Origin of the sequence: Bacteroides sp. AM16-13 (assembly GCF_003602705.1) — a bacterium.
Lineage (GTDB): Bacteria > Bacteroidota > Bacteroidia > Bacteroidales > Bacteroidaceae > Bacteroides > Bacteroides xylanisolvens.
This window is the reverse complement of record NZ_QTLK01000027.1, coordinates 19,351-45,599: the sequence shown is the minus strand read 5'-3', so window position 1 is coordinate 45,599 and position 26,249 is coordinate 19,351. Positions and strand designations below refer to the sequence as shown.

Below are 26,249 nucleotides of genomic sequence, written 5' to 3'. Positions count from 1 at the left end.
ATATAGAACATCGGCTTCAAAGATAATGTTTTAATCAGTTTGTATATTACTTATTTCAATAAATATTCCACTTCTTTAAACATATAGCCTCTTTTTGTCTGTATCTCATCTTCCAAAATTAATTTTCCTTCGGGCTCTACACATACAATCTGTGCAAGGAACTCTCCGTCAGCATCTTTGTATCGATGCATCCCGTCCTTTCTGAAAAGCGATTCTGTATATCGGGTAACGATTGATGTTGTATCATCCTTTTTAAGCTGGCAATAATAAGACTGGATGCGTAGCATGATATTTTTCAGTATCTCAAAAATATCATATTGCTTTCCTGTGATTTGATAAATCGAAACAGGATTGGGAGCTGCGCCGTGAAATGCTTCCTGGTTAATATTGATTCCGATTCCTACAATGCTCTGACTGATATTCCGCCCCATTAGATCGTTTTCTATCAACATCCCACATATTTTTTTTTCTTTCCAATAAATATCATTCGGCCATTTGATAGAAATGTCGGTGGTATAAGTATCTAATTCTTCTTTAATGGCTAAAGAGATAACTTGTGAAATAAGAAACTGACGTCGTGCTTCCAAAAACTCGGGGAAGATAACGGTGCTGAAAAGAAGATTCTTGCCAGGATCTGATTCCCACGAATTTCCACGCTGTCCCCGACCGGAAGTTTGAAAATCGGCGACAACGACAGTTAGTTCCTCCACTTTCTGTTCAGAACAGAGAGATTGCAGATAATTGTTGGTAGAGTTCGTCTCGTTGATATGAATCAATGGAACCGGGAATGTATCAGGGGAGGGCATCATATTCTGCGCGTAACTTTTTAGTAAATTTCTTGATTACCTCATCATAAGAGTGGTCAATAAGCTCTTTCATCAATTTATCGTCTACATCACTGTCAAAGCGGACACTATTCCAGTACTTTTTATTAAAATGATAAGCCCCTTCAATTCCCGAATAATGTTCACGCAATTCGATTGCTTTTTCCGGATCACATTTTAGTGCGATGTGATTAGCTTCTTCCAGGTCAATGAGAGCAAACATCTTGTTCATTACCTTTACAACCAGTGATACATCATCGAAAGGAAAAGATTCGGTGACTCCTTTCTTGTTCAAGCAGTATTCTCTGACAGTTTCTACATTCATAATGAATTAATAATTATAGTATGTTTTCATAATTGGTTATATCATAAATTAAAGCGCAGATTGCACGAATTTCACGGCTTTTATAATGATGAATATCTAAATCCACAGCATTCTTTAATATAAAGGAGGATAAAATGCTTCCTCTATGTGTTCAACCTTGAAATTCCCGTCGTTGCCTACTACAGTGATGATATCGAAGCGTACAGGAGTGTCAATCTGAAACAATCTGATATAGGCATCTGCTGCACGTACTGTACGTTTTATTTTAGGTAAATCTACAGCATCTTCCGGGGCTGCAAACAGAGTGTCACTGCGCGTCTTCACTTCTACTACAATCAGTTCATTGTCTTTTGCAGCTACAATGTCCAGTTCGAAATGTCCTCTTCTCCAATTCCGGTCACGAATAAGATAACCTTTCTGCTCAAGATAAGCTACGGCGGCATTTTCTCCGGATTTTCCTAAATCATTATGTTCAGCCATCTTTTTTTGCAAATTTACTGCTTTTATTCTTTGTTTTTACAGAAGTAAAAGTAATTTTGCAGAAGATATGAGAAAAAGGAGTAAGAAGTGCCTGAAAATGCATGTCGAGTGTACCAAAAGGGAACGACGGATGAGCATTTTATTGAGCGACGAAGAGCAGCAGATTGTAGATCGTTATCTTGAGAAATATAAGATAACGAACAAGTCACGTTGGCTTCGTGAAACAATTCTCATGTTTATCCATAAGAATATGGAAGAAGATTATCCCACCCTTTTTGGTGAACATGATATGAGGCGATAGTTGAAAATTAAAAATTAAAGAGGGGAATGCTGGACGATATTTACTTCATGAAACAAGCCTTGATAGAGGCAGGTAAGGCTGCCGAGCGGGGAGAAGTTCCCGTTGGAGCTGTCGTGGTTTGTAAAGAGCGGATTATTGCGCGTGCCCATAATCTCACAGAAACATTGAATGATGTAACGGCTCATGCCGAGATGCAGGCTATTACAGCTGCTGCCAACGTGCTTGGTGGTAAGTATTTGAACGAATGTACCCTGTATGTCACCGTTGAGCCTTGCGTGATGTGCGTAGGGGCTATTGCTTGGGCACAAACAGGCAAGCTTGTGTTTGGTGCCGAAGATGAAAAACGCGGCTATCAGAAATATGCCGGTTCGGCTCTACATCCTAAAACAGTGGTTGTAAAAGGGATAATGGCTGACGAATGCGCTGCACTAATGAAAGAGTTCTTTGCAGCGAAACGGAAATGAAAGCAGTGTAATGGCTATTTGATTTCCTCAAAATCTACATATTCGCCATCATCCTGGGTGAATATTTTTTTATGTCTTTTCTCCGGAACATTCTCGGAATATATTTCTTCTTCATCATCATTTGAACGGCGATTCGTTTGGTTATAGCTTTGTTGGCTTGTACGTCCTGATTCCGTCTGTTTCGGGCGGGATGAAGAAGAACTACGTCCTAATCCGAAAATCGTTCTTAGTATGAAGCCGACAATAGAAAGGCCAAATACGAAAATGGCAATGATAAAAATGAGTATGAATAAAAGTATATGCATCGGACTATGATTTTTATGTTGTTACTTTGATAAAACTCATAGTACAACAAACGTGCCAAGAGATTGTTTATTTACTTTTTCTTGTAAAAAGTGAAAGTAAAATATACCATACAATAATGGCGGCAAAACTGCTAATTCCAAGAAATAGAAGAAGAGGAATGCAGATAATCAGGAATATAAAACTGATTTTGTTGTCATTCCATGACAGGTTTTTAAATTTCAAAGAAAACATCGGTATTTCTGATACCAGTAGTCCGGAAAACAGACAGACAAGTATAAGAAGGTAGACAGGATGGCAGTTGTCTGATATCAGGAAGTCATGTGCCCCTGCCACTAATGAACCCCAAAACAGAGCATTGGCTGGTACTGGGAGTCCGACAAAAGAGCTGGTCTGCCGTGTGTCATTGTTGAATTTAGCCAGACGCAAGGCAGAAAAAACAGAAATCAAGAATGCCAAATAGGGTAGATAAGGAGCGATGAACTCCATATTTGCCGGATAGTACATTTCTTTGAACAAGGAGAATACGATCAGTGAGGGAGCAACTCCGAAGCTGACATCATCTGCCAATGAATCCAGGTCTTTTCCGATAATGGAATGTGCATTGAGTGCACGAGCCAACAATCCGTCAAAGAAATCAAAAATAGAACTTAAAGCGATGAAAAGTAGAGCCAGTTCATATTTTGCTTCAAAAGCCATGACGCAAGCAATACAACCGGAGAAAAGGTTCAGGCAGGTTACGGTATTCGGAATACTATTTTTAATAACGTTTGTCATTGTGACAGAATTATTTAAGTTTGGCGATAACCGTTTGGTTACCGGTCGTTAATTGTCCCATTTTGACACAAATCTCCGTGCCAATGGGTAAATACACATCCACGCGGGAACCGAATTTGATAAATCCCATGTGTTCGTCAATATAACATTCTTCTCCTACTTCAGCGTAGGTGACAATACGGCGTGCCACTGCTCCGGCGATTTGCCGGGTGAGTATTTCCACTCCTTCCGGAGTTTCGATCACTACCGTAGAACGTTCGTTTTCTGTGCTGGCTTTCGGCAGCCATGCTTTCATAAAATTGCCATTATGATGCGCTACCTTTTTAATAGTACCATCTACCGGATACCAGTTGGCATGTACATTCACGATGCTCATGAAAATAGATACCATTAAGCGGCGGTCATGGAAATATTCGTTTTCATCCACTTCTTCGATGACGACGATTTTTCCATCGGCGGGTGCTACGACAATCTTTTCAGTGTCCTGCCCGAAGAGACGGATCGGACATCGAAAGAAATTCACCATCAGCAGATAGACTGCTATACTCGCTACTGCTACCACATAAAAAGGTATTTTGCAATCGATTCCCCAATAAAGAGCCGCATTAATCAATAGCAATAGCAAAAAGCTTGCCCATAATATATGTGTTCCTTCGCGGTGAATACGTATTTTTTTCAATTTCTTTAGTCGGCCCATGAATGCTGTTTAATGATATTGTCTGCAAAAATATACTTAATTTAAAAAATCAGCAAGTAAATGAGCATAGAAATGCGAATGTTGATAACTTTTTGAGGATTATTTTTGTTTATAACCCAAGAGGTAGTAATTTTATGCCTTCAAATTAACTACTTATCATTATGCAGGATTTCGTTCATTTACATGTCCATACTCAATATTCTCTGTTGGATGGTCAGGCTAGTGTAGCTCGTCTGGTCGATAAAGCCATGCAAAATGGGATGAAGGGTATTGCCGTGACCGATCATGGAAATATGTTCGGTATTAAGGAATTTACGAACTACGTTAATAAAAAGAACAGCGGTCCGAAAGGTGAAGTCAAAGACCTGAAGAAGCGAATTGCAGGAATTGAGGCCGGCACAATAGAGTGCGCGGATAAAGAAGCGGAGATTGCTGCCTGCAAAGCTAAGATAGTGGAAGCGGAAAACAAGCTTTTCAAACCTGTCATCGGTTGTGAAATGTATGTTGCGCGCCGCACTATGGACTTAAAAGAAGGTAAGCCCGACCAAAGTGGTTATCACTTGATTGTATTGGCTAAGAATGAAAAAGGTTATCATAATCTTATTAAATTAGTATCGCACGCATGGACACGCGGATATTATATGCGCCCGCGTACTGATCGTAGCGAACTGGAAAAATATCACGAAGGACTTATTGTTTGTTCGGCCTGTCTCGGTGGTGAAGTGCCGAAGCGGATTACTGCCGGGCAATTTGCAGAAGCCGAAGAAGCCATACAATGGTATAAGAACCTGTTTGGGGATGATTATTATCTGGAGATGCAGCGTCATAAAGCGACTGTTCCCCGTGCTAATCACGAATGTTATCCGTTGCAGGTAAATGTGAACAAATATCTGATTGAATATGCTAAGAAGTTCAATGTCAAACTAATTTGTACGAATGATGTTCACTTTGTAGATGAAGAGAATGCGGAAGCGCACGACCGTTTGATCTGTTTGAGTACCGGTAAGGATTTGGATGATCCTAGCCGTATGCTTTATACCAAACAGGAATGGATGAAAACACGCGAAGAGATGAACGAACTCTTTGCCGACGTTCCCGAAGCGTTGAGCAATACGCTGGAGATTCTTGACAAGGTAGAATATTACTCCATCGACCATGCACCTATCATGCCTACTTTTGCTATTCCCGAAGATTTTGGGACGGAAGAAGGCTATCGGGCGAAGTTTACGGAAAAAGACCTGTTTGATGAGTTTACTCAAGATGAGCACGGTAATGTGGTATTGAGTGAAGAGGATGCGAAAGCAAAAATCAAACGCTTGGGTGGCTATGATAAACTCTATCGTATTAAACTTGAAGGAGATTACTTGGCGAAACTAGCTTTTGACGGAGCTAAGAGAATTTATGGTGAACCTCTGTCGGAAGAAGTCAAAGAGCGAATGAACTTTGAACTGTATATCATGAAAACGATGGGTTTCCCAGGATACTTCTTGATTGTACAGGACTTTATCAATGCGGCACGTAAGGAATTGGGTGTGTCGGTCGGTCCGGGACGTGGTTCGGCTGCCGGTTCGGCGGTGGCCTATTGTCTGGGAATTACGAAAATCGACCCTATCCAGTACGATTTGCTGTTTGAGCGTTTCTTGAATCCGGACCGTATCTCCTTGCCCGATATCGATGTGGACTTTGATGATGACGGGCGTGGAGAGGTACTTCGTTGGGTAACGAATAAATATGGTCAGGAAAAAGTAGCTCATATCATCACTTATGGTACAATGGCTACCAAGTTAGCTATCAAGGATGTTGCCCGTGTGCAAAAGCTGCCTCTATCGGAGTCTGACCGATTGGCTAAATTAGTGCCGGATAAGATTCCTGATAAGAAACTGAACTTGCGGAATGCGATTGAATATGTTCCCGAACTACAAGCTGCGGAAGCATCATCCGATCCGTTGGTACGGGATACGATCAAGTACGCTAAGATGCTCGAAGGTAACGTACGTGGTACAGGTGTACATGCTTGTGGTACGATTATCTGTCGTGACGATATCACCGACTGGGTACCTGTCAGCACTGCTGATGATAAGGAAACGGGCGAAAAAATGCTTGTTACCCAGTATGAAGGTTCGGTGATTGAAGATACCGGATTGATTAAGATGGACTTCCTTGGTCTGAAAACTTTGTCTATTATCAAAGAGGCCGTTGAAAATATCCGTTTAAGTCGTAATGTTGAAGTAGACGTCGATGCGATAGACATCTGCGATCCGGCTACTTATAAATTATATAGTGACGGACGGACGATTGGTACATTCCAGTTTGAATCTGCCGGCATGCAGAAATACCTGCGCGAATTGCAGCCTTCTACATTCGAAGATTTGATTGCCATGAATGCCCTTTATCGTCCGGGACCGATGGATTATATACCTGATTTTATCGACCGTAAACATGGGCGTAAGCCGATTGAGTATGATATTCCGGTAATGGAGAAATACTTGAAGGATACGTATGGTATTACGGTTTATCAGGAACAGGTGATGCTTCTGTCGCGTTTATTGGCGGACTTTACCCGCGGTGAGTCTGATGCACTCCGTAAAGCGATGGGTAAGAAGCTGCGTGACAAGCTGGACCACATGAAACCTAAATTTATTGAAGGTGGGCGTAAGAACGGGCATGACCCGAAAGTTCTTGAAAAAATCTGGACCGACTGGGAAAAGTTTGCGTCATACGCTTTCAATAAATCACATGCTACTTGTTATTCGTGGGTAGCTTACCAAACCGCTTATCTAAAAGCTAATTATCCTCCTGAATATATGGCTGCTGTGATGAGCCGAAGCTTGTCGAACATTACCGATATTACGAAACTGATGGACGAATGTAAGGCAATGGGTATTCAGACGCTGGGGCCGGATGTAAACGAAAGTAACCTGAAGTTTACAGTAAACCATGATGGTAATATCCGTTTTGGACTAGGGGCTGTCAAAGGTGTAGGTGAAGCTGCTGTTCATAGTATTATGGAGGAACGTAGTAAGAATGGTCCTTTCCTCGGTATATTCGACTTTGTGCAACGTGTCAACCTGAATGCCTGCAACAAGAAGAATATGGAGTGTCTGGCATTAGCCGGAGGGTTTGATAGTTTCCCGGAACTGAAGCGGGAGCAATACTTTGCTGTAAATTCTAAGGGTGAAGTATTTCTGGAAACGTTGATGCGTTATGGCAACCGTTATCAGGCAGATAAGGCAGCTGCTTTCAATTCTTTGTTCGGTGGTGAAAACGTTATTGATGTTGCAACTCCTGAAATTCCTCAAGGTGCAGAACGTTGGAGTGATCTCGATCGTCTGAATCGTGAGCGTGATTTGGTAGGTATCTATCTTTCTGCTCATCCGTTGGATGAATTCTCTATCGTGTTGGAACATGTCTGCAATACCCGTATGGCAGATTTGGAAGATAAAGCTGCACTTGTTGGTCGTGAAATAACGATGGGAGGAATCGTGACTAGTGTTCGTCGCGGGGTCAGCAAGAATGGAAATCCGTATGGTATCGCCAAGATTGAAGATTATTCCGGTTCTACCGAAATCCCATTCTGGGGAAATGACTGGGTGACTTATCAGGGATATCTCAACGAAGGAACGTTCCTATATATTAAAGCCCGTTGCCAAGCGAAACAATGGCGACAGGATGAATTGGAAGTGAAAATCACTTCTATGGAACTTCTTCCCGACGTGAAAGAAGAACTGGTACAGAAGATCACGATTATCATTCCTCTGTCAGTCTTGAACTCGGCTTTGGTTACTGAGCTTGCCACTCTGACCAAAGAACATCCGGGAAATACGGAATTGTATTTTAAAGTGACGGATGATGCCGATGTAAGTCACATGTCAATTGATTTGATTTCTCGTCCGATTAAGCTTTCGGTGGGGCGGGATTTAATAACATATTTAAAGGAACGTCCCGAACTGGGATTTCATATAAATTGATTATATTTGTGGCGAGAATAAGCTAACGAAATAACATTTAATAATTAATACTTAAAAAAATGGCTTTAGAAATTACAGACAGCAACTATAAAGAGGTTCTTGCAGAAGGAAAACCGGTTGTTGTAGATTTTTGGGCTCCTTGGTGTGGCCCATGCAAGATGGTGGCTCCTATCATTGAAGAATTGGCTGCGGAGTTTGAAGGACAAGTAATCATCGGTAAGTGCGATGTAGACGAAAATGGTGATATGGCTGCTGAATATGGTATCCGTAATATTCCTACTGTATTGTTTTTCAAGAACGGTGAAATAGTAGACAAACAGGTAGGTGCAGTTGGTAAACCGGTATTCGCAGAAAAGGTGAAGAAGCTTTTATAGTCGATAATACTTAATACTTATCACTTAATACTTAAAAAAATGGGACTGGAAGACGATTTTTTATTAGCAGATGCCGATGACGAAAAGACCATCGAGTTTATCAAAAACTATCTGCCTCAAGAACTGAAAGAGAAGTTCTCGGACGATGAATTGTATTATTTTCTCGATTTAATCGACGAGTATTACTCTGAAAGTGGCATTCTCGACGCTCAACCCGATGAAGACGGCTATGTCAACATCGATTTGGAAGAGGTTGTGGCTTACATTGTAAAAGAAGCCAAAAAGGATGAAATAGGGGAATACGATCCTGAAGAAGTCCTCTTTGTGGTTCAGGGAGAAATGGAATACGGAAACTCTCTGGGACAGGTGGACTAAACGACGTCCGGTCTCATTGCAGATAAAATTAAGATAAGGGGTGTGCTCTGTGAGTATACCCCTTTTTTTTTTTGCGGGCTTTTTCTCAAACAGTTTTATGCTATGAGAAAAAGTTCTCACTGCAATGAGAAAAAATACTCATTGCTATGAGAATTAATTCTCACTACAGTGAGAATAATCCCTTGCCTGAATAGTCTGAAACAGCGTATTCTGGTTATATTTCTTCCAATGCATAATACTGATAATCGCGAAGTATCGTCTGAAGAAATTTCTCTTGATTACCCTCACGGGGAGTAACGGAAAGTAATTCCTGTACTTTTTTGGCAAGTGCCGTGATACGTCTTGCCCGGTCTTTTTCGCTGGATTCCAAAGTCCGGGTAATTACATTCACTTGTTCGAGAGATAAATCAGCCGATTGCGGATATACCGGATGATAATTTTGGGTCAGATAATCAAATTCATCCAGGCTGACATGTATCTTACGATAGTTTTTCTCTTTAATTACCATAGTGCCGGCAGCTAGATCCCCTAATCGTTGGTTGTTCTTATTCAATAAAACGACCAGAAGTCCAAGGCCACTTGTGATGGGACCATCAATTGGGAAAAGAAGCCATCGTAACAGATAAGAGCCGATGCTTGGAGTAGAACCGTCTACTTTTACGACACGGATATTGATGAGTTTTTTGCCAAAGCTCTGTCCGTGATTGAACATCTCGCAAAGAAAAGAATAACCGAGAATCGGTAAATAAACGACGCACAGAAAAAAGAACAAACTGAATCCTGACGGTAAACTTAATTTAGACAAGAGCGTAATAGTGGACAAGATGTAAAGCCCGATCAGAAAATAATCGATGATTAAAGCCATCAGTCGTTCGCCGATACTGGCGGGCGTTTGGCTGATACGAACGAATTGTCCGGTTATTATCGTAGATTCTGCCATTTCAGGTTAAACATTTTTAGGATTCCGTTGCAAATATATCATAATTCTCTTATTTTTGCTTCCGGTTTCGGACAAAACTTATCCGAAATCTATTGAAAAGCATGAAAGAAGTAACGTTTATTCGTCGGAACATTGAAAAATGGAAGGAGACAGAGAAAGTTGTGGAGCGGGCGGCAAGTCTGTCCCCCGACCAACTAGCCGATGCGTATACGGACTTGACAGCTGACCTGGCATTTGCCCAAACACATTTCCCAACTTCCCGTATTACTATTTATCTGAATAATCTGGCTTCAGCGTTGCACAACGAAATCTACCGCAATAAACGCGAGAAGTGGACACGGATTATTACCTTCTGGACACAGGAAGTGCCACGAACCATGCACGATGCACGGCGCGAATTACTGACCTCCTTTTTGATTTTTGTTGCCAGCGCATTAATCGGCGTATTATCAGCAGCGAATGACCCGGATTTTGTCCGGCTGATATTGGGAAACGGTTATGTGGATATGACACTCGACAATATTGCCAATGGGGAGCCGATGGCCGTATATAATGGTTCTTCCGAAGTACCGATGTTCTTGGGCATTACACTTAATAACGTGATGGTCTCTTTCAACTGCTTTGCAATGGGATTGCTGACTAGTTTTGGAACAGGGTATATGCTTCTCTCCAATGGTATCATGGTAGGAGCTTTTCAAACATTCTTTTATCAACACGATTTGTTGTGGGAATCCAGTCTTGCCATCTGGTTGCACGGAACGCTTGAAATCTGGGCGATTATCGTAGCCGGTGCCGCCGGATTGGTTTTGGGCAACGGCTGGCTGTTTCCCGGCACTTATTCCCGACTGGAATCTTTCAGAAGAGGAGCGAAGCGAGGCTTGAAAATAGTGATCGGCACTGTTCCGGTGTTCATTATGGCAGGCTTTATAGAAGGTTTTCTTACCCGGCACACAGAGCTTCCCGATGTGTTGAGGCTTGGCGTGATATTCACTTCTCTGGCATTTATTATATTCTACTATATTTATTTACCAAATAGAAAAAAACATGGAATCACAGAAACCTAAGATTGCGATGTATGTGAAACGTCCTTTCGGTGAGAAGTTGAACGCTTCTTTTGATTTTATAAAAGAGAATTGGAAACAATTGTTTAAGTATTCAACTTATCTGATACTCCCTATATGCTCAATTCAAGCCGCAAACTTTAGTGGTTTAATGGGAAGTATGACAGATATTACTGCTATGCAGGCGTCCGGAGGAATAAGTGATAATCCTTTAGCTGCTCTGGGACCTTCATTTGCACTGAATTATGCAGGAGTTATCTTTTTTTCATGTTTGGGAGCTTTGTTGATGACTTCCTTGATTTATGCGATGGTACGATTGTATAATGAACGGGAAGAACGCCTGAACGGGGTTGTATTCGGCGATATAAAATCGTTGTTGCTCCGTAATGTTAAAAGACTGTTTTTGATGGGGATCGCCTGCAGCTTTTTATTCATCTTTGCGGTGATCTTTATTGTCTTATTGGCTGTATTGACACCTTTCACACTCATTCTGACCATCCCGCTTTTATTCGCCTTTATGGTTCCTTTGGCATTAATGGCTCCCATCTACTTATTTGAAGACATTTCGTTGGGTGAGGCATTTGCAAAAACATTCCGGTTGGGATTTGCTACCTGGGGAGGCGTCTTTCTAATTTTAATTGTGATGGGGATTATTGCCAGTGTGTTACAAGGAATCGTTTCTATACCCTGGTATGTGATCTATATTGTAAAAATGATCTTTACGATGAGTGACGGAGGTGCAACCTCTTCATCAGTCGGACTGAACTTTGCGCAATATTTGTTCTCTATCCTGATGTTGTATGGTTCTTACTTATCGGCTATATTCGGTATCGTCGGTCTGGTTTATCAGTATGGTCATGCATCGGAAGTGGTGGACAGCATAACGGTAGAAAGTGATATTGACAATTTTGATAAACTCTAAACTAAACCTCCACTAGATGAATCTCACTTCCCCGGCTGATACACTAGTTTGTGATACGGCGCAGATTGCCCTCTGGCAGTCTGATCCGGCATACAACTATAACCGTGAACTGATTACTCCGGAGATGAATGTCTTTGAGTGGATCAGTCGGCAGTTTGGGGAGTTGTTGCGTAAAATATTCGGCAGTCATTTTGCTGAAGAGTATTCAGGGCTTATCCTGGTATGTATTGCCATTCTTCTTTTGTTGCTGATTGTTTGGTTTGTCTATCGGAAACGCCCGGAATTGTTTATGGTCTCGCATAAAAATGCGTTGCCTTATACAGTTGAAGAAGACACCATTTACGGAGTAGATTTTCCGGGAGGGATTGCGGAAGCGCTTTCCCGTCAGAATTACCGGGAAGCAGTACGTTTGCTTTATCTGCAAACTTTGAAACAACTTAGTGACGCAGAACGTATTGACTGGCAACTTTATAAAACGCCTACCCAGTATATCAATGAAGTCCGGCTACCGGCTTTCAGGCAACTGACCAATCATTTCCTGCGGGTACGTTATGGCAACTTTGAGGCGACGGAAGAACTCTTCCGGATAATGCAGACCTTGCAGGAAGAAATAGGGAAAGGAGGCGTCTCATGAAAGGAAGTCGCTGGTTCATTGTCTTTATTGTCGCTTTTCTATTCATCATGTTTGCAATAGAATATCATTTGCCGAAGAATTTTGTGTGGAAGCCCACTTTCGGACATCATGACGAGCAACCTTTCGGATGTGCAGTATTCGATAGTGTATTGTCTTCTTCTTTGCCACAGGGCTACACTTTTTCGAGGAAAAGTCTTTATCAATTGGAGCAGGAAGATACGACGCAACGCAGAGGTATATTGGTTATCTCTGATAATTTGCGATTGTCGGACGTCGATGTAAACGCTCTGTTGAAAATGGCGGAACGCGGAGATAAGATCATGTTGGTGAGTACCTTGTTCGGCAGATATTTGGAAGATACCTTGCAGTTCAGGTCTTACTATTCTTACTTCAGTCCGATGGCTTTGAAGAAATATGCAACTTCATTTATGAAAAAGGATAGCTTGCATTGGATAGGAGATTCGACGGTTTATCCCCGTCAGACTTTCTATTTTTATCCCCAGTTGTGTTCCTCTTATTTTTGGGGAGATTCACTTCCGGAAAGGGTGTTGGCACAAAGAGTTTTTGAGTCGAATGAGTTCCGGTATGAAACAGAGGTGGACTCGTTGACAACGGATAGTCTTGTTTATATGCCTGTAGCGATGTCCCGTCGGTGGGGGAAAGGAGAAGTTATTTTAGTTTCCACTCCTTTGATTTTTACCAATTACGGAATGTTGGACGGCAAAAATGCAACCTATATCTTCCGTTTGTTGTCGCAGATGGGGAAGCTTCCCATCGTTCGCACGGAGGGGTACATGAAAGAAACTGCACAGGTGCAGCAATCACCTTTCCGTTATCTGTTGGCACATCAGCCGCTTCGTTGGGCTTTGTATCTGACGATGATTACCATCATACTCTTTATGATATTCACAGCGAAGAGGCGGCAACGGGTGATCCCTGTTGTTCACGAGCCGGCCAATAAATCTCTTGAATTTACCGAACTGATAGGCACGCTTTACTTTCAGAAGAAAGACCATGCGGATTTAGTTCGCAAGAAGTTTTCCTATTTAGCCGAAGAACTTCGGAGAGAGATTCAGGTGGATATTGAGGAAGTGGCCGACGATGAACGCTCTTTCCACCGGATTGCCCGGAAAACCGGAATGGATGCCGGAGAGATTGCAAAATTTATCCGCGAAGTCAGACCCGTGATTTACGGAGGACGTGTTATTGATGCGGAGCAGATGAAGGTATATATCGATAAAATGAATGAAATAATCAATCATATCTAAAGAAGAAATTTATGGAAGAGAATACAGAACAGCGAGTAGATTTAACTCTCTTTTCCGAGAAGATACAAGAGTTGAAAGACCGGATTGCTTCCGTCATAGTAGGGCAGGAGCAGACAGTGGATTTGGTACTGACGGCAATTTTGGCGAATGGACACGTATTGATAGAAGGTGTTCCGGGAGTTGCGAAGACACTGTTGGCCCGTTTGACAGCTCGTCTGATTGATGCAGACTTCAGTCGTGTCCAGTTCACTCCGGATTTAATGCCGAGTGACGTATTAGGTACGACTGTGTTTAATATGAAAACGAATGGTTTTGATTTTCATCAGGGACCGATTTTTGCGGATATTGTATTGGTCGATGAAATCAACCGTGCTCCTGCCAAGACACAGGCTGCCTTGTTTGAGGTAATGGAAGAGCGCCAGATCAGTATTGATGGAACGACTCACCGGATGGGAGATCTTTATACGATTTTGGCTACCCAGAATCCGGTAGAGCAGGAGGGAACATACAAACTTCCCGAAGCACAGCTCGACCGTTTTCTGATGAAGATAACGATGGATTATCCTTCATTGGAAGAGGAAGTGAATATCTTGGAACGTCATCATACCAATGCCGCATTGGTGAAGTTGGGCGACATCACTCCCGCTATTACCAAAGAAGAACTGTTGTCGCTTCGTGCTTTCATGAATCAGGTATTTGTAGACCGCACGTTGCTCCAATATATCGCATTGATTGTACAGCAGACCCGTACCAGCAAAGCTGTATATTTGGGAGCTTCTCCACGTGCATCTGTAGCCATGCTGCAATCGTCGAAAGCGTATGCTCTTTTGCAGGGACGTGATTTTGTGACACCGGAAGATATCAAGTTTGTAGCTCCTTATGTACTTCAGCACCGTCTGATCCTGACTGCGGAAGCTGAAATGGAAGGCTATTCTCCAGTGAAAGTGACGCAACGCTTAATTGATAAAGTGGAAGTACCAAAATGAAAAGATTTATGATTTATGAGTTCTGATTTATGATTTGGGCTGCGCGTTGGATGTCTGACTCTATTCATAACATAAATCGAAGAAATCATAAATCGTAAATTATAAACTGTACGTAAATTGTAAGTTGAAGAAATCGTAAACCCAAGAAATTATAAATCATAATTCATAAATCATAATTCATTTGTTTCTAACTCGTCGTTTCTATATTGCCCTTGTCTTGGTTATCCTGTTGTTGGGTAGCGGATATGTTTTTACTCCGTTCTTTGTTATCGGGCAGTGGGCACTTTTTGTCTTGCTTTTGGTGGTACTGGCAGACGTATATTCTCTTTATCGTATTCGTGGAATCCGTGCTTTCCGCCAGTGTGCCGACCGTTTCTCTAATGGCGACGAAAATGAAGTAAGTATTCGGGTAGAAAGTAGTTATCCGCATCCTGTATCTTTAGAAATCATAGATGAGATCCCTTTTATCTTTCAGAAACGTGATGTCGACTTTCAGGTGAAGCTTGGAGCAAACGAGGGAAAAACAGTTACCTATCGTCTTCGACCTACTCATCGTGGTGTTTACTCTTTCGGTCATATCAGAGTTTTTGTGATCGGAAAAATCGGCTTTATATCCCGGCGCTATACTTGTGCAGAACCTTTGGATATCAAAGTGTACCCGTCATATCTGATGCTCCATCAATATGAATTGCTGGCAATAAGTGATAATCTGACAGAATTGGGAATCAAACGTATTCGCCGGGTTGGGCATCATACGGAGTTTGAGCAGATTAAAGAGTATGTAAAGGGGGATGATTACCGTACGATTAACTGGAAAGCAAGTGCCCGCCGGCATGAACTTATGGTGAATGTGTATCAGGACGAACGCTCACAGCAGATTTATAATGTGATCGATAAAGGTAGAGTGATGCAGCAAGCTTTCCGTGGAATGACCTTGCTGGATTATGCAATTAATGCTTCGCTGGTGCTTTCGTATGTTGCTATGCAGAAAGAAGATAAAGCCGGATTAGTGACTTTCGATGAACACTTCGATACTTTCGTGCCTGCTTCCAAGCAATCGGGATATATGCAGACATTGCTGGAAAGTCTTTATAGCCAGCAGACCACTTTTGGGGAGACAGACTTCTCGGCTCTTTGCGTTCATTTAAACAAACATGTCAGTAAACGTAGCCTGCTGGTACTATATACTAACTTCTCGAGTATAGGAGGAATGAACCGTCAATTATCTTACCTGAAACAACTAAACCGCCAGCACCGTTTGCTTGTAGTCTTTTTTGAAGATGTCGATTTGAAGGAATATATCGCCCAACCGGCAAAAGATACGGAAGGGTATTATCGGCACGTGATTGCAGAAAAGTTCGCTTATGAGAAGCGGCTGATTGTATCTACTTTGAAACAACATGGCATCTATTCTTTATTAACTACACCGGAGAATCTTTCGATTGATGTGATTAATAAGTATCTGGAGATGAAGTCACGACAGTTGCTTTAGACATAAGAACAAAAGAACATATTTTTGTAGTCTTTTGTACTTATGTTCTTTTGTCTGAAAAAATGTCTCAAAGAGTGATGGCTTTCCGTGTTTCCACAAAGAAGAATATAGCCATTCCAATGATGATAATTCCCAGTATTCCATAGAAGAGCCTTGCCCGGTTGCGTCCTACGTTTCGGACAATGGTTTGTGCATTGCGCGTTGTAAAGAACCAGTCCCAGTTCAGCAATGACGCCAGCAGGGAGACGATTCCTGCCAGCGCAAAGATTCCTTGTACGATATATTGTCCGGTCATAGTCTGATCACTCTATTTCCGTCTTCCAGTTCTTCAATCGTTACTTTTACGGCATTTCCCGGAAGTAGTTCTTCTACCAGTTCCGGCCATTCGATAAAGCAGAGAGCGCCACTGTAGAAATAGTCTTCGTAGCCCATGTCATACACTTCGCTTAGTTTCTTGATACGGTAAAAATCGAAGTGATAGATTAATTCTCCGGTTTCGTCCGAACGGTATTCGTTGACAATGGCAAAAGTAGGAGAAGTGATAACATCCGTTACGCCCAATTCTTCGCAGAGCGCTTTGACAAATGTCGTTTTGCCGGCACCCATCTTTCCGTATAAAGCAAATACAGTGTTGTCGCCCATAGCAGCGATAAATTCACGGGCTGCTTCATGGATACTTTCCAGTGATTGAATTTTGATTTCCATATACTATCTATTATTATGACTTTTTCCTGCAACAACTCTTTCCGATTTTACAAACAGCGTAAATCAGGATAGAGAAGAATATGATGGAAGCTCCCGAAGGAACTTTCCAGTGATAAGAAATAAATAATCCACCCAGGCAGCCCAAGAAACCGATGCCGATTGATAACCAGATAATCTTCTTGAAACTATAAGTGAACAAGTTGGCTGTCATCTGTGGAATGGTGAGAAGAGAAATGGCCAGTACGATGCCTACCATACGCAGGCAGGCTACAATTGTCAGCGCAATGAACATCATCAACACATATTCGAATATCTCTACCGGAATTTTTTGCGAACGTGCAAACTCACGGTCAAAAGCAATATATACGATAGGGCGGATAAACAGATAAAAGAATCCGGTCAGTATTAGTGCCAATATGCCGAGCATCCATAAATCGATTTGGTTGATGGTCAGGATATTGCCAAAGAGGTAAGCCGATAAGTCAGGCGCAAATCCCGGCGACAGGAAGCTGAACATAATTCCGAGTGCCATCCCTAACGTCCAGAATACTGCAATGGCAGAATCTTCGCGCATATCTTTCCGTCTGCTAAGCCACTCGACACCAAAAGCCGATAATACCGAGAATACGGCTGCCGAGAGTATCGGGGAAATTCCGGCAAACAATCCTAACCCGACCCCTCCGAAAGAAGCATGGGTGATTCCTCCGCTGATAAATACCAGGCGGCGGGTTACGATATATGTACCGATAATCCCACAGGCAATGCTTGCCAGCAGACTTCCCAATAGGGCGTGTTGAAAGAATGTATATTGTAGTAAATTCATCACCTCTCATCTGCTTTTTTTACTTCTACGTTTCTTCTTTCTCCGATAATCAGAAAAACTTCGTCTTTGAGATCATCCGGTAATTCAATGCCACGGAGCTGAAGGCTACGTATCCATCCGGCCACTTCTACATCCAGTGTCGTATACAATACATCCCGAAACATTTCTGTTTCTTCTTCTGTATACGCATCTCCTGCCCTGCCAATGAACTGATCCAGTTCTTCGTCATCGTAATATTCTATTTTTTTGCTGACAGCTGCCAGCAGGCTATCCCGTTCGCATACTTCGTGTTGTCCGCAGCATTCCACATCTACTTCCTTCACTTCCGGCATACGGTCCAGTTCGCCCTTTTCTATTTTCTTTTGCAGTCTTTTGTTGCGGATAATTCCGGCTATCAGCGCAATGACACCCAGCAACACCAGACTTATAATAAGTATCCACATGACAATATAACAGTTACCAATCAATTTTGTGCAAAGTTACTTATAAATTTGCATTCTATCATGTATGCTATCTATTTCTTTCGTACTTTTGTATGTTACCTACAAAATAAACATTGGCGGGTGAATTAAATTTCACCAATCAATGAAAATGACTTAAGATATTTGAAGTACAATGAAGAGAGATTATTTACTATTAGCGTTACTGTTGGTTGGAAACATTACTTTTGCCCAATCTCCTATTGAGAGGGCCTTGAATACAATTAACCGTTCCTCTGCCGAAGCTACTATCAACTTTTTGGCTAGTGATGAATTGCAAGGGCGTGAGGCTGGGTTTCATGGTTCGCGTGTGACTTCAGAATATATTGTTTCTTTGTTGCAATGGATGGGAGTATCGCCTTTGGCTGACAGCTATTTCCAGCCTTTTGATGCTTACCGTAAAGAACGTCAGAAAAAAGGACGTCTGGAAGTACATCCTGATTCCATAGCAAAACTGAAACAGGAAGTTCATCAGAAGCTTACCATGAGGAATGTATTGGGAATGATTCCCGGTAAAAATACCAAAGAATATGTGATTGTGGGGGCTCATTTCGACCATTTAGGTATTGATCCTGTACTTGATGGCGACCAAATATACAATGGTGCTGACGATAATGCTTCCGGTGTATCGGCAGTGCTGCAAATTGCAAGAGCCTTTTTAGCCAGTGGACAGCAACCCGAAAGAAATGTAATCTTTGCTTTTTGGGATGGAGAAGAAAAAGGACTGCTAGGCTCTAAATATTTTGTACAAACTTGTCCTTTCCTATCTCAAATCAAAGGCTATCTGAACTTTGACATGATTGGCCGTAACAACAAACCTCAACAACCCAAACAAGTCGTTTATTTCTACACAGCCGCCCATCCGGTCTTTGGGGATTGGTTGAAAGAGGATATCAGAAAATACGGTTTGCAATTGGAACCGGATTACCGCGCCTGGGAAAATCCGATAGGAGGAAGTGATAACGGTTCGTTTGCCAAAGTAGGTATTCCGATCATCTGGTATCATACGGACGGGCATCCTGATTATCACCAGCCTTCCGATCATGCCGACCGATTGAATTGGGATAAGATAGTAGAAATCACCAAAGCCTCTTTTCTCAATATGTGGAAGATGGCAAATGAGAAGTCTTTTTAATGAAGCAGATAAAATACAATCCTGATAATTAGCGGGAAAAGTCAGGATTGTATTTCTTATTTTTTGAGTATTCTTTTTAAATAGTCGATAGGTGGCAAATTCACAGTCTCAAAACTTCCTTTATAAAATACAGCAAAATTATTAAAAACACACGGTAACTCTTTTGCTTTCTGTAGCGTATCTACTTGAATAAAAGAAACAGGGACATCATTTGTTTCACAATATTGTTTGATCATTTCAATGTATTTATAGATGTAGGGGCATTGCATATCATAATAAATCGTCAGTTCCTCACTTTCTATTTTCAGATTTTTGGCATTTGGCGCAAATTGCGGTACTGTTCCGTCGAAAGAAAGAGCAAGCAATTCATATCCGTTATCAGTAGTGTCAACCACCTCAAAACCAAATTTCTTTGCAAATGATTGGTCGGAAAGCCAGCTCTTCTGTTTTTTTGCCCCAAGCATACAAATGCCGGATCTACCTTTTTCTTTGGCATCGGCTATACAGTACTCTATTAATGCTTTCCCATATCCGTTTCCTCGGGGGCTACCTAGCACCCATAAACAATACAGATAATAATAGTTGTCGCCAATGACGGGAACCCAAGCTGTTTCAAGAGGGGCATATTCAATAAAAACAGTAGCTTTGGCGTTTAACTTTCTAAAGACATGGCCTTCATTCAGCCGGTCGGAAAGCCATTGCCGCTTTGCTTCAATACCAGGATGAGACTTTTTGCTGCGGATGATGCAGCATAAATGCTCATTAGAAAGATTTTCTGTTGTTAAGTTTGTAAAGTCAGTATTCATATACACCTTTGTTTCAAGTTAGATATTATCAATCGGATAGTGTAGTAATTGTAATACTTGATTAGCCCGGTTGACAGATAAGCAAATACAAATGTAGTGAATTTTGCGGATAATCTCTGTTGGGTGACTATGGAAATCACAAAGACTTTTTATACATCTGCAGAGGATGTTGAACGAGAACTCATGCGAATGTAAAACTTCATTGCCTAACTTAGGATTAGATTGACCGCAGTTCTACCTAATCTGAAGCGAGACAATGAAGTTTATAAAAATAAAAAGATAACAGATATATAATATTAAGGTCGATATATTTGTAAGCTCAAAGAGTTGTTCTTTTATCTTTTTATTATTCTACAGGTTGTGCGCCGGTGTCGCCTTCAATCTTCCATCCCGGGTTCTGATAAACGACTGAACTTGTAAAATCATTCTTATCCGAGGCTGTCTGACGAAATACAGCCATACCTATCGGATTCAGATAATGAGCAGGTGTAAAGAGGAATCCCTTCTGCCCGGCAATCAGATTATTCTTCGTGATTTTTTCGTATGGAAGAATATATTTACTTAAATCAGGTGAGGACATATTACCTTCTGCCGGATCTACTTTACATAAATCTGCCAGTTGCGTTTCATAGTTGCTTCCCCAGTATAGCATACCTTCTACACGGTAAGGTTTGGATATCAACTGGTCGCATGCACGCCAGCGTTTCAAGTCTTCCCAGCGCAAAGCTTCTGCACAAAGTTCGTTACGGCGTTCACGGCGGATATTATATAACGTCGCGTCTATCAATTGGCCATGAGAATAAGCACCGAAATCGCCTTTAGCCTCTTCGCTCATCTGTGTTGCAGCGATTGTCTTATTATAGTCTTCGTCCACTTTGGCGCGTCGGCGTAAAGCTTTCCAATATCCGTCGGCTGTTCCGTCGATTCTACCATTTTTTTCATACGAAGCTTCCATGTAAATCAACATGGCTTCTGCCGCACGGAAAACAATACCACCTGATGTTCCCGCACTATGGTCATTTGCCATGTGACTGGAGTAGTGTTTGCCTTTTTTGATGATGAATCCGGTTGTTGCCAAACTTCCTTTATCGCCATAAATGAAACGGATTGAGCAATAACTGGGAGTTCCGTCATCACCGTAATAATTCACATCACCTTTATTTTCAGTGTTGGCATCACCCGGCTTTTTGGTAAAGATAACAATGCGTGAATCACGATTCTGTAAAGTGGAATTTACTCCTTCTTTCTCCCAATCGGGATTATAATCGGAACCGGCTGCATAGATGGGAAGCCCATTGCGCATCAGGAATGAATTGACCATGCCACGAGTCCATCCGGAACCACCGCCATTGCGTGCCAACTCCATTTGCAAGTTGCTGGTTACCAATCCTTCCTTGAACTGTTTCCACATCAGTATTTCATCATATCCTTCCATGTTTTCATCGCAGAACATGGTGTAGTAAGGATTGATGGAAACCAGACTGGCGTTCATACCTTCGGGGGTATCGGTATTGTCTGCCAGTTTTCCGACGATATAGTCGCCTACCACTTTTGATGACTTCATTGCTTCATCAAGAAAATAAGCCACTTCTGCATCACTATTAAAACCGCTTACATCTGCGGGATTACCCGGCCATCCTTTTCCACCGGGTACAAAAGCTGTTCCTTTGTGATACTTTTCCCAAGTTGCTTCGAAGAGGGCAACGCGTGCACGTAGCAAGTGAGCTACGTTTTTGCTGATGCGATTCTTGCCACCGGGACTTTTATCAAGCAACAATTCTGTTGCTTTTTGCAAATCGTCCAGAATGAAGCGTGCCACCTTATTACGCGGCTGGCGCTTGCTGGATTCCACCAAAGTCTCTTCTATGTCGGGCAATGCAGTAGTGATAATAGGTAGATCTCCTAAAGAAACCAATAATTTATAATAATTGTATGCCCGGATCACGTACATTTCTCCGATATAATGCTTCACATTATCCTGATTGCCGGTAATAGTGCCGGCTTCGAATTTCGGTAAAGTATTATCAAAGAAATAGTTGCAGGTTCGTATTTTGCTCCAGTCCCATTCGCCTTCACCAGACGGCACCTTCTTTTGCCCGGGTATCCAGAAGGCCGGTGAGTCACCACTGGCTTGGTTATCAGTATCATTATCTTTGCCGAAGAAATTGATGCCATACGCATCGGTCACTGTTTCAAATGGGTAAGCATTGATTGTGTATGCAGCCAGATCACTTTCGGATGCAAAATATTTTTCGGGAATTACTTTATCCAGTGGTTCCCTGTCGAGAAAATCATTGCAACCGGTCAGTCCGCCCAATAGCAATGTTCCTATTGTCAAAAGTTTAATATGTTTTTTCATAATCGTTTATCATTTAAAATGTTGCACTTAAACCGAATGATACAGTCTTGGATAGCGGATAGGTACATCCGTCCCAGTTGCCTATGCCAACAGTTTCGGGGTCAAACGTATCGGCCAGACTGGTAATAGTAAATAAATTCTCTGCTGAAACAAAGAATCGCAGATTGTTGACGCAGAATTTTTCTGTCAAAGATTTAGGTAATGTATAACCTAAAGTAACATTTTTCAGACGGCAGTAAGCCGCATTTTGCAAATATCCGGTCTGTGGATTACGGTTTCTATCATTCTCGAGAGGACGCGGATAATAACCACCCAGGTTAGCTCCTAGCGGATTAGTCGTATCTTCTCCGCGGAAATAGTCCAGATGAGGTTTGAAAAAGTTGGTTTGCCAGTAGCCTACTGCTCCCCAGAACATTGTAGAACCACTCCCCGGCATATAATCACGTTTCATCGTTCCTTGGAAAAATAATTTAAGGTCGAACCCTTTCCAGGCGGCATCCAGATTCAAACCAAAGTTGTAGCGTGGTGTACTGTTGCCTATTTTCTTCAAATCACCATGATCAGCCAGTGTTTTGTTACCTCTGCTGATCTGGCCGTCACCGTTCAAATCCGCATACATGATGTCACCTGCTCCCCAGCCGGAACCGAGTACATCCTGTGCGCCATTGGGCATACCGGCCAAATGATCTTTCATCTCTTGATCGGTCTTTGCGATGCCGATTGTTTGGAATCCCCATATATCACCTACGTGAGCGCCTGCATAATACGTATTATTATTGTCTTTATCTAAAATTGTGTTTGACGGATTGGGGTATTTATCAATAACCACTTGATTGTCTGACAAAGATAAGGTAACTCCATACTTAAAGTCGCGTATCTGGTCGCGCCAGTTCACCTGTATTTCCCAACCTTTGGAAGTCATATCGAGGTTGTTTACTTTGGGAACGGCAATGCCTAAGAGATTGGGTAGTTCGGGGGCGGGGCCTACCATGTTTTTAGATTTACGCTGGAAATAGTCGAATGTTACATTCAAACGATTGTTGAGCATAGATAAGTCGAAACCTAAATCCAGTGTTTGCGTCTTTTCCCATGTCAGTAAGGAAGATACCAGCGCAGATTCTTTGGAAATATTTGGTTTTACGCCATTTACCAGCCAACTGCCTAGTGCGTAATTGCCCCATTGGTCTTTGTTAATATCAATAGTTCGATAGAATGGATACCAGTTATCTGTGTTTTGGTTGCCCAATTCACCCCATGAACCACGTATTTTGAATGTGCTGATTAAATCGGTCAGGTCTTCAAAAAATGCTTCACGGGCCATGTTCCATCCTAAGGAGAATGATGGGAATAGATTCCAGCGGTTATCTCGAAGGAAACGTGAGGTGCCGTCATATCTCATATTTACTTCAGCCAGATAACGTCCTTGGTAGTCGTAATTAACACGTCCGAAGAAGCCGGCTGTAGCCCATTCGGAGTACCCTCCTCTGTTTTGTGCATTTGTCTGCGTGGTGTTCAAGGTAGCCACTTCCGACATGATACCGTCTTGGGAAGCGGTAATATCACGTTGTTTGAATAGTTCGCTCTGAAAACCCAGCATCACTTTAAAGTTGTGCCCGCTTTCTAATGATTTGCCGTATTCGGTAAAGATGTTCGGATTGAAGAAATTACTCTTATAAGCATATTCTGTAACGCTGGAAGTTTGATTGGCAATAATGTAGGGATTTTTACTCACATCATAACCATAAACGGTTTGATAATCGGTATGGTTGAAATTATAGTTGGAACGGTAGTTCAATTCTACGTTAATTTTCCAGTCTTTGATGGGTTCCACGATGAAAGCAAGCTGGTGTGCCATCACGTCTTTTTGTGATTTATATCGGCCTCCTTCTGTTAATTGGTAAATCTTGGATTCGACAGTATAGAATCCGTTTGGGTCTACTACCGGAATGACAGGCCAGTAGCGACATACATCGAAATAGAATACATTACTTTTGATATCGCCTCCGGCAAATGAAGGAGCTTCATAATCCGTCCGGTTAAAACGCATACTATAACTTATTTTCAACCATTTGGTTAAGTCCGCATTGATTTTTGCAGTAAAGGAGTAGCGTTGTTTGTTATCATCTCCAAACTTCAAGAGACCTCCTTGGGCCAGATAATTCGCAGAAAGATAATATTGTATTTTATCCGTTCCACCATTTACGCTCAATGAATGCTCGTGGGTAAAGCTATTACCAAATAACGTTTTTAACCAGTCGGTATTGCCGGTAGGCATCACGTCTTGCCGTTGGGGATCATCGAATGAATTCCATCTTCCCGCATCGGTCGACCACATATATTGTGTGCTTTTTCCTGCCTGAAAATCCAGAATTTGTTGAAGTTTGGTGGCGCTATACATGGGAGTCTGTCCACCATTAGTTAACTGGTCATTGACTGCCAGAGCAAAATTGTATGAATCCGCCATTTCAGGCATATTCAAGGGAGATACAAAACGGAAGTTGTTATTATAGTTAACTACCGTTTTTCCCGACTTACCTTTCTTTGTTGTAATCAGGATGACTCCACCTGGTGCCCGCGAGCCATAAATGGAGGAAGCGGCTGCATCTTTCAGTACAGAAATATTCTCAATATCCTGTGGATTGATAGCGTTCATGTCTCCCTCCATACCGTCAATGAGCACCAATGGTTCTACCTTTGAACCAGCTCCAATTGTTCCAACACCACGAATATTGAATTTTTTGTCTGAACCTAAGGAGCCACCACCATCACCAGTAGAGATATTCATACCCGGAACCATACCTTGCAAAGCTTCTATGGTAGAGTTAACGGGACGTGCCGAAATTTCTTTTGCTCCTACCGTAGATACAGATCCTGTTACATTCACTTTCTTTTGTGTGCCAAAAGCAACCACAACAACTTCATCCAATGTTTGTGTATTGTCTTTAAGGATGATATTCAATGATTGTCCTGTGAATTTGATTTCTTGAGTCTGATAACCAACAAAAGAGACTACAATAATATCTCCGGTTTTTACATTGTTTAAAGAGAAGTCACCGTTGATTCCGGTGATTGTACCGTTCGTCGTACCTTTGGCTACGACGGATGCACCGATGATGGTTTCACCTGCTGCATCTTTTACTACACCCTTACAAGTAGTACCCTGTTGTACAACGGAAACTTTTAGAGTGCTTTCACCAGTTTCCGGATAAGCTGCTTCTACTGACATTGTCAGTAGGAACAACAACATACTAACTGACTTTAGTTGTTTTAACATAGCATTGAATTTAGAGTTTTTCCTAGAATCCGGAATTACTTTTAATAAGTTCTTTCAGAACTTATTTCGTGCGTAAAACGTTGGATTCAAAGCCTTAAATTCAAAAAAAGAGTCATCTTTTAAGCGATCTTTTCTACTTGTTTTATACCCATTTTATATCTATTTCGTACCTGTTTGTGTTAGATGAAATAACAAGGATGATGAAATAAACAAGTAGTTTCATTTCAATATGAAGATAAAATACGGCTTTGGGTATTCTTAAAAAGAAAAAAATGAATGAGAATTTGATATTATTTTTGAAAATACATGCTATGTATTAAAATATATTATATATTTGTGCCGTTAATTCTAATTTTATAAACCATCCTAGTTCTGAAAGAACTTATTTTTTCATCATTGATTACTGAACCTTAAAAGTGTCCTCCAATTGTAAGAGAGCTGTTTATTTGTGAGTTAGCTATTATCATTAATATGATT

The 26,249-nt window shown here is 41.6% G+C and carries 26 protein-coding genes; 12 read left to right on the top strand and 14 right to left on the bottom strand.

What is annotated here, in order from left to right:
* Window positions 1–50 precede the first annotated feature (50 nt).
* From DW173_RS19130 to DW173_RS19120, 3 genes are all read right to left on the bottom strand, one after another.
* Window positions 51–809 carry a biotin--[acetyl-CoA-carboxylase] ligase gene (locus tag DW173_RS19130; RefSeq protein WP_008640835.1) on the bottom strand — a complete coding sequence of 253 codons (759 nt, stop codon included), beginning with the start codon at window positions 807–809 and terminating at the stop codon, window positions 51–53.
* Window positions 793–1,149 carry an MmcQ/YjbR family DNA-binding protein gene (locus DW173_RS19125; protein WP_004316305.1) on the bottom strand — a complete coding sequence of 119 codons (357 nt, stop codon included), beginning with the start codon at window positions 1,147–1,149 and terminating at the stop codon, window positions 793–795. Before DW173_RS19125 ends, DW173_RS19130 begins: the two co-directional genes overlap by 17 nt.
* Window positions 1,150–1,263: 114 nt before the next feature.
* Window positions 1,264–1,629 carry a YraN family protein gene (locus DW173_RS19120; protein WP_008025070.1) on the bottom strand — a complete coding sequence of 122 codons (366 nt, stop codon included), beginning with the start codon at window positions 1,627–1,629 and terminating at the stop codon, window positions 1,264–1,266.
* Window positions 1,630–1,696: 67 nt separating this feature from the next.
* On the opposite strand from DW173_RS19120, the gene DW173_RS19115 reads away from it, so the two are divergent.
* Entirely contained in the window at window positions 1,697–1,930 is a 234-nt protein-coding gene (locus DW173_RS19115) for a hypothetical protein (protein WP_032845234.1), read from the top strand.
* A gap of 26 nt (window positions 1,931–1,956) precedes the next feature.
* On the top strand, window positions 1,957–2,394 hold the full coding sequence (locus DW173_RS19110) for a nucleoside deaminase (RefSeq protein WP_032845235.1): 438 nt from the start codon (window positions 1,957–1,959) through the stop codon (window positions 2,392–2,394).
* Window positions 2,395–2,408: 14 nt separating this feature from the next.
* Here DW173_RS19110 and DW173_RS19105 read toward each other — a convergent pair whose 3' ends face one another.
* The 3 genes from DW173_RS19105 to DW173_RS19095 form a co-directional block, all read right to left on the bottom strand.
* Window positions 2,409–2,699: a DUF4834 family protein gene (locus DW173_RS19105; RefSeq protein WP_004316302.1), complete on the bottom strand. Its 291-nt coding sequence runs from the start codon at window positions 2,697–2,699 to the stop codon at window positions 2,409–2,411.
* A 67-nt stretch (window positions 2,700–2,766) separates the two neighbouring features.
* Window positions 2,767–3,474 carry a CDP-diacylglycerol--serine O-phosphatidyltransferase gene (gene pssA, locus DW173_RS19100; protein ID WP_004316300.1) on the bottom strand — a complete coding sequence of 236 codons (708 nt, stop codon included), beginning with the start codon at window positions 3,472–3,474 and terminating at the stop codon, window positions 2,767–2,769.
* A 10-nt stretch (window positions 3,475–3,484) separates the two neighbouring features.
* Window positions 3,485–4,171 (bottom strand): phosphatidylserine decarboxylase family protein, encoded by a 687-nt coding sequence (locus DW173_RS19095; protein WP_004316298.1) that lies wholly within the window; start codon window positions 4,169–4,171, stop codon window positions 3,485–3,487.
* A gap of 161 nt (window positions 4,172–4,332) precedes the next feature.
* On the opposite strand from DW173_RS19095, the gene dnaE reads away from it, so the two are divergent.
* From dnaE to DW173_RS19080, 3 genes are read left to right on the top strand one after another with little or no spacing between them, the layout of a single operon-like run.
* Window positions 4,333–8,139, top strand: a complete 3,807-nt coding sequence (gene dnaE / locus DW173_RS19090) for a DNA polymerase III subunit alpha (RefSeq protein WP_008640837.1) — start codon at window positions 4,333–4,335, stop codon at window positions 8,137–8,139.
* 59 nt (window positions 8,140–8,198) lie between these two features.
* A complete protein-coding gene (trxA, locus tag DW173_RS19085) occupies window positions 8,199–8,513 on the top strand; it encodes a thioredoxin (protein ID WP_004306576.1) in 315 nt (104 codons plus the stop codon).
* Window positions 8,514–8,552: 39 nt separating this feature from the next.
* Window positions 8,553–8,888: a hypothetical protein gene (locus DW173_RS19080; RefSeq protein WP_004306577.1), complete on the top strand. Its 336-nt coding sequence runs from the start codon at window positions 8,553–8,555 to the stop codon at window positions 8,886–8,888.
* 214 nt (window positions 8,889–9,102) lie between these two features.
* Here DW173_RS19080 and DW173_RS19075 read toward each other — a convergent pair whose 3' ends face one another.
* Complete coding sequence (locus DW173_RS19075) at window positions 9,103–9,828, bottom strand: RDD family protein (RefSeq protein WP_008025064.1); 726 nt, start codon at window positions 9,826–9,828, stop codon at window positions 9,103–9,105.
* Window positions 9,829–9,929: 101 nt separating this feature from the next.
* Between DW173_RS19075 and DW173_RS19070 the strand changes: the two genes are divergently transcribed.
* The 6 genes from DW173_RS19070 to DW173_RS19045 all read left to right on the top strand — a co-directional run bounded on the left by DW173_RS19070 (window position 9,930) and on the right by DW173_RS19045 (window position 16,191).
* Window positions 9,930–10,892 (top strand): stage II sporulation protein M, encoded by a 963-nt coding sequence (locus DW173_RS19070; protein WP_120145008.1) that lies wholly within the window; start codon window positions 9,930–9,932, stop codon window positions 10,890–10,892.
* Entirely contained in the window at window positions 10,873–11,811 is a 939-nt protein-coding gene (locus DW173_RS19065; protein WP_120145007.1) for a hypothetical protein, read from the top strand. The genes DW173_RS19070 and DW173_RS19065 overlap by 20 nt, the downstream gene beginning before the upstream one ends.
* 16 nt (window positions 11,812–11,827) lie before the next feature.
* Complete coding sequence (locus DW173_RS19060) at window positions 11,828–12,445, top strand: DUF4129 domain-containing protein (protein ID WP_074705840.1); 618 nt, start codon at window positions 11,828–11,830, stop codon at window positions 12,443–12,445.
* Window positions 12,442–13,713, top strand: coding sequence for a DUF4350 domain-containing protein (locus tag DW173_RS19055; RefSeq protein WP_120145006.1), 1,272 nt, complete (start codon window positions 12,442–12,444; stop codon window positions 13,711–13,713). Before DW173_RS19060 ends, DW173_RS19055 begins: the two co-directional genes overlap by 4 nt.
* 11 nt (window positions 13,714–13,724) lie before the next feature.
* Entirely contained in the window at window positions 13,725–14,699 is a 975-nt protein-coding gene (locus DW173_RS19050) for an AAA family ATPase (RefSeq protein ID WP_120145005.1), read from the top strand.
* Window positions 14,700–14,880: 181 nt separating this feature from the next.
* A complete protein-coding gene (locus DW173_RS19045) occupies window positions 14,881–16,191 on the top strand; it encodes a DUF58 domain-containing protein (RefSeq protein WP_120145004.1) in 1,311 nt (436 codons plus the stop codon).
* A 67-nt stretch (window positions 16,192–16,258) separates the two neighbouring features.
* On the opposite strand, the gene DW173_RS19040 is transcribed toward DW173_RS19045, so the two are convergent.
* Genes DW173_RS19040 through DW173_RS19025 form a run of 4 tightly spaced genes read right to left on the bottom strand, consistent with a single transcriptional unit; the run spans window position 16,259 to window position 18,162 of the window.
* Entirely contained in the window at window positions 16,259–16,486 is a 228-nt protein-coding gene (locus tag DW173_RS19040; RefSeq protein WP_004307942.1) for an immunity 17 family protein, read from the bottom strand.
* Window positions 16,483–16,896 carry a tRNA (adenosine(37)-N6)-threonylcarbamoyltransferase complex ATPase subunit type 1 TsaE gene (tsaE, locus tag DW173_RS19035; RefSeq protein ID WP_004307943.1) on the bottom strand — a complete coding sequence of 138 codons (414 nt, stop codon included), beginning with the start codon at window positions 16,894–16,896 and terminating at the stop codon, window positions 16,483–16,485. Before tsaE ends, DW173_RS19040 begins: the two co-directional genes overlap by 4 nt.
* A gap of 13 nt (window positions 16,897–16,909) precedes the next feature.
* On the bottom strand, window positions 16,910–17,719 hold the full coding sequence (locus tag DW173_RS19030; RefSeq protein WP_074705834.1) for a metal ABC transporter permease: 810 nt from the start codon (window positions 17,717–17,719) through the stop codon (window positions 16,910–16,912).
* Window positions 17,719–18,162, bottom strand: a complete 444-nt coding sequence (locus tag DW173_RS19025; protein ID WP_032811120.1) for a hypothetical protein — start codon at window positions 18,160–18,162, stop codon at window positions 17,719–17,721. The genes DW173_RS19030 and DW173_RS19025 overlap by 1 nt, the downstream gene beginning before the upstream one ends.
* A gap of 172 nt (window positions 18,163–18,334) precedes the next feature.
* Between DW173_RS19025 and DW173_RS19020 the strand changes: the two genes are divergently transcribed.
* Window positions 18,335–19,333: a M28 family metallopeptidase gene (locus DW173_RS19020; RefSeq protein ID WP_120145003.1), complete on the top strand. Its 999-nt coding sequence runs from the start codon at window positions 18,335–18,337 to the stop codon at window positions 19,331–19,333.
* Window positions 19,334–19,389: 56 nt separating this feature from the next.
* On the opposite strand, the gene DW173_RS19015 is transcribed toward DW173_RS19020, so the two are convergent.
* The 3 genes from DW173_RS19015 to DW173_RS19005 all read right to left on the bottom strand — a co-directional run bounded on the left by DW173_RS19015 (window position 19,390) and on the right by DW173_RS19005 (window position 25,745).
* The gene (locus tag DW173_RS19015; RefSeq protein WP_004299279.1) at window positions 19,390–20,139 is read right to left on the bottom strand and encodes an N-acetyltransferase; all 750 of its coding nucleotides are present in this window, start codon (window positions 20,137–20,139) and stop codon (window positions 19,390–19,392) included.
* Window positions 20,140–20,485: 346 nt separating this feature from the next.
* The gene (locus DW173_RS19010; protein ID WP_008018909.1) at window positions 20,486–22,498 is read right to left on the bottom strand and encodes a RagB/SusD family nutrient uptake outer membrane protein; all 2,013 of its coding nucleotides are present in this window, start codon (window positions 22,496–22,498) and stop codon (window positions 20,486–20,488) included.
* Between the two features lie 13 nt (window positions 22,499–22,511).
* On the bottom strand, window positions 22,512–25,745 hold the full coding sequence (locus DW173_RS19005) for a SusC/RagA family TonB-linked outer membrane protein (RefSeq protein ID WP_120145002.1): 3,234 nt from the start codon (window positions 25,743–25,745) through the stop codon (window positions 22,512–22,514).
* Window positions 25,746–26,249: the final 504 nt, after the last annotated feature.

Coding starts and splice junctions, on each gene's coding strand:
- dnaE (WP_008640837.1), top strand. CDS start 4,333: ATGCAGGATTTCGTTCATTTACATGTCCATACTCAATATTCTCTGTTG.
- DW173_RS19050 (WP_120145005.1), top strand. CDS start 13,725: ATGGAAGAGAATACAGAACAGCGAGTAGATTTAACTCTCTTTTCCGAG.
- DW173_RS19095 (WP_004316298.1), bottom strand. CDS start 4,171: ATGGGCCGACTAAAGAAATTGAAAAAAATACGTATTCACCGCGAAGGA.
- DW173_RS19020 (WP_120145003.1), top strand. CDS start 18,335: ATGAAGAGAGATTATTTACTATTAGCGTTACTGTTGGTTGGAAACATT.
- pssA (WP_004316300.1), bottom strand. CDS start 3,474: ATGACAAACGTTATTAAAAATAGTATTCCGAATACCGTAACCTGCCTG.
- DW173_RS19130 (WP_008640835.1), bottom strand. CDS start 809: ATGATGCCCTCCCCTGATACATTCCCGGTTCCATTGATTCATATCAAC.
- DW173_RS19070 (WP_120145008.1), top strand. CDS start 9,930: ATGAAAGAAGTAACGTTTATTCGTCGGAACATTGAAAAATGGAAGGAG.
- DW173_RS19125 (WP_004316305.1), bottom strand. CDS start 1,149: ATGAATGTAGAAACTGTCAGAGAATACTGCTTGAACAAGAAAGGAGTC.
- DW173_RS19080 (WP_004306577.1), top strand. CDS start 8,553: ATGGGACTGGAAGACGATTTTTTATTAGCAGATGCCGATGACGAAAAG.
- DW173_RS19120 (WP_008025070.1), bottom strand. CDS start 1,629: ATGGCTGAACATAATGATTTAGGAAAATCCGGAGAAAATGCCGCCGTA.
- DW173_RS19040 (WP_004307942.1), bottom strand. CDS start 16,486: ATGACCGGACAATATATCGTACAAGGAATCTTTGCGCTGGCAGGAATC.
- DW173_RS19015 (WP_004299279.1), bottom strand. CDS start 20,139: ATGAATACTGACTTTACAAACTTAACAACAGAAAATCTTTCTAATGAG.
- DW173_RS19105 (WP_004316302.1), bottom strand. CDS start 2,699: ATGCATATACTTTTATTCATACTCATTTTTATCATTGCCATTTTCGTA.
- DW173_RS19110 (WP_032845235.1), top strand. CDS start 1,957: ATGCTGGACGATATTTACTTCATGAAACAAGCCTTGATAGAGGCAGGT.
- DW173_RS19060 (WP_074705840.1), top strand. CDS start 11,828: ATGAATCTCACTTCCCCGGCTGATACACTAGTTTGTGATACGGCGCAG.
- DW173_RS19065 (WP_120145007.1), top strand. CDS start 10,873: ATGGAATCACAGAAACCTAAGATTGCGATGTATGTGAAACGTCCTTTC.
- DW173_RS19075 (WP_008025064.1), bottom strand. CDS start 9,828: ATGGCAGAATCTACGATAATAACCGGACAATTCGTTCGTATCAGCCAA.
- DW173_RS19010 (WP_008018909.1), bottom strand. CDS start 22,498: ATGAAAAAACATATTAAACTTTTGACAATAGGAACATTGCTATTGGGC.
- DW173_RS19055 (WP_120145006.1), top strand. CDS start 12,442: ATGAAAGGAAGTCGCTGGTTCATTGTCTTTATTGTCGCTTTTCTATTC.
- DW173_RS19005 (WP_120145002.1), bottom strand. CDS start 25,745: ATGTTGTTGTTCCTACTGACAATGTCAGTAGAAGCAGCTTATCCGGAA.
- tsaE (WP_004307943.1), bottom strand. CDS start 16,896: ATGGAAATCAAAATTCAATCACTGGAAAGTATCCATGAAGCAGCCCGT.
- DW173_RS19025 (WP_032811120.1), bottom strand. CDS start 18,162: ATGTGGATACTTATTATAAGTCTGGTGTTGCTGGGTGTCATTGCGCTG.
- trxA (WP_004306576.1), top strand. CDS start 8,199: ATGGCTTTAGAAATTACAGACAGCAACTATAAAGAGGTTCTTGCAGAA.
- DW173_RS19115 (WP_032845234.1), top strand. CDS start 1,697: ATGAGAAAAAGGAGTAAGAAGTGCCTGAAAATGCATGTCGAGTGTACC.
- DW173_RS19030 (WP_074705834.1), bottom strand. CDS start 17,719: ATGAATTTACTACAATATACATTCTTTCAACACGCCCTATTGGGAAGT.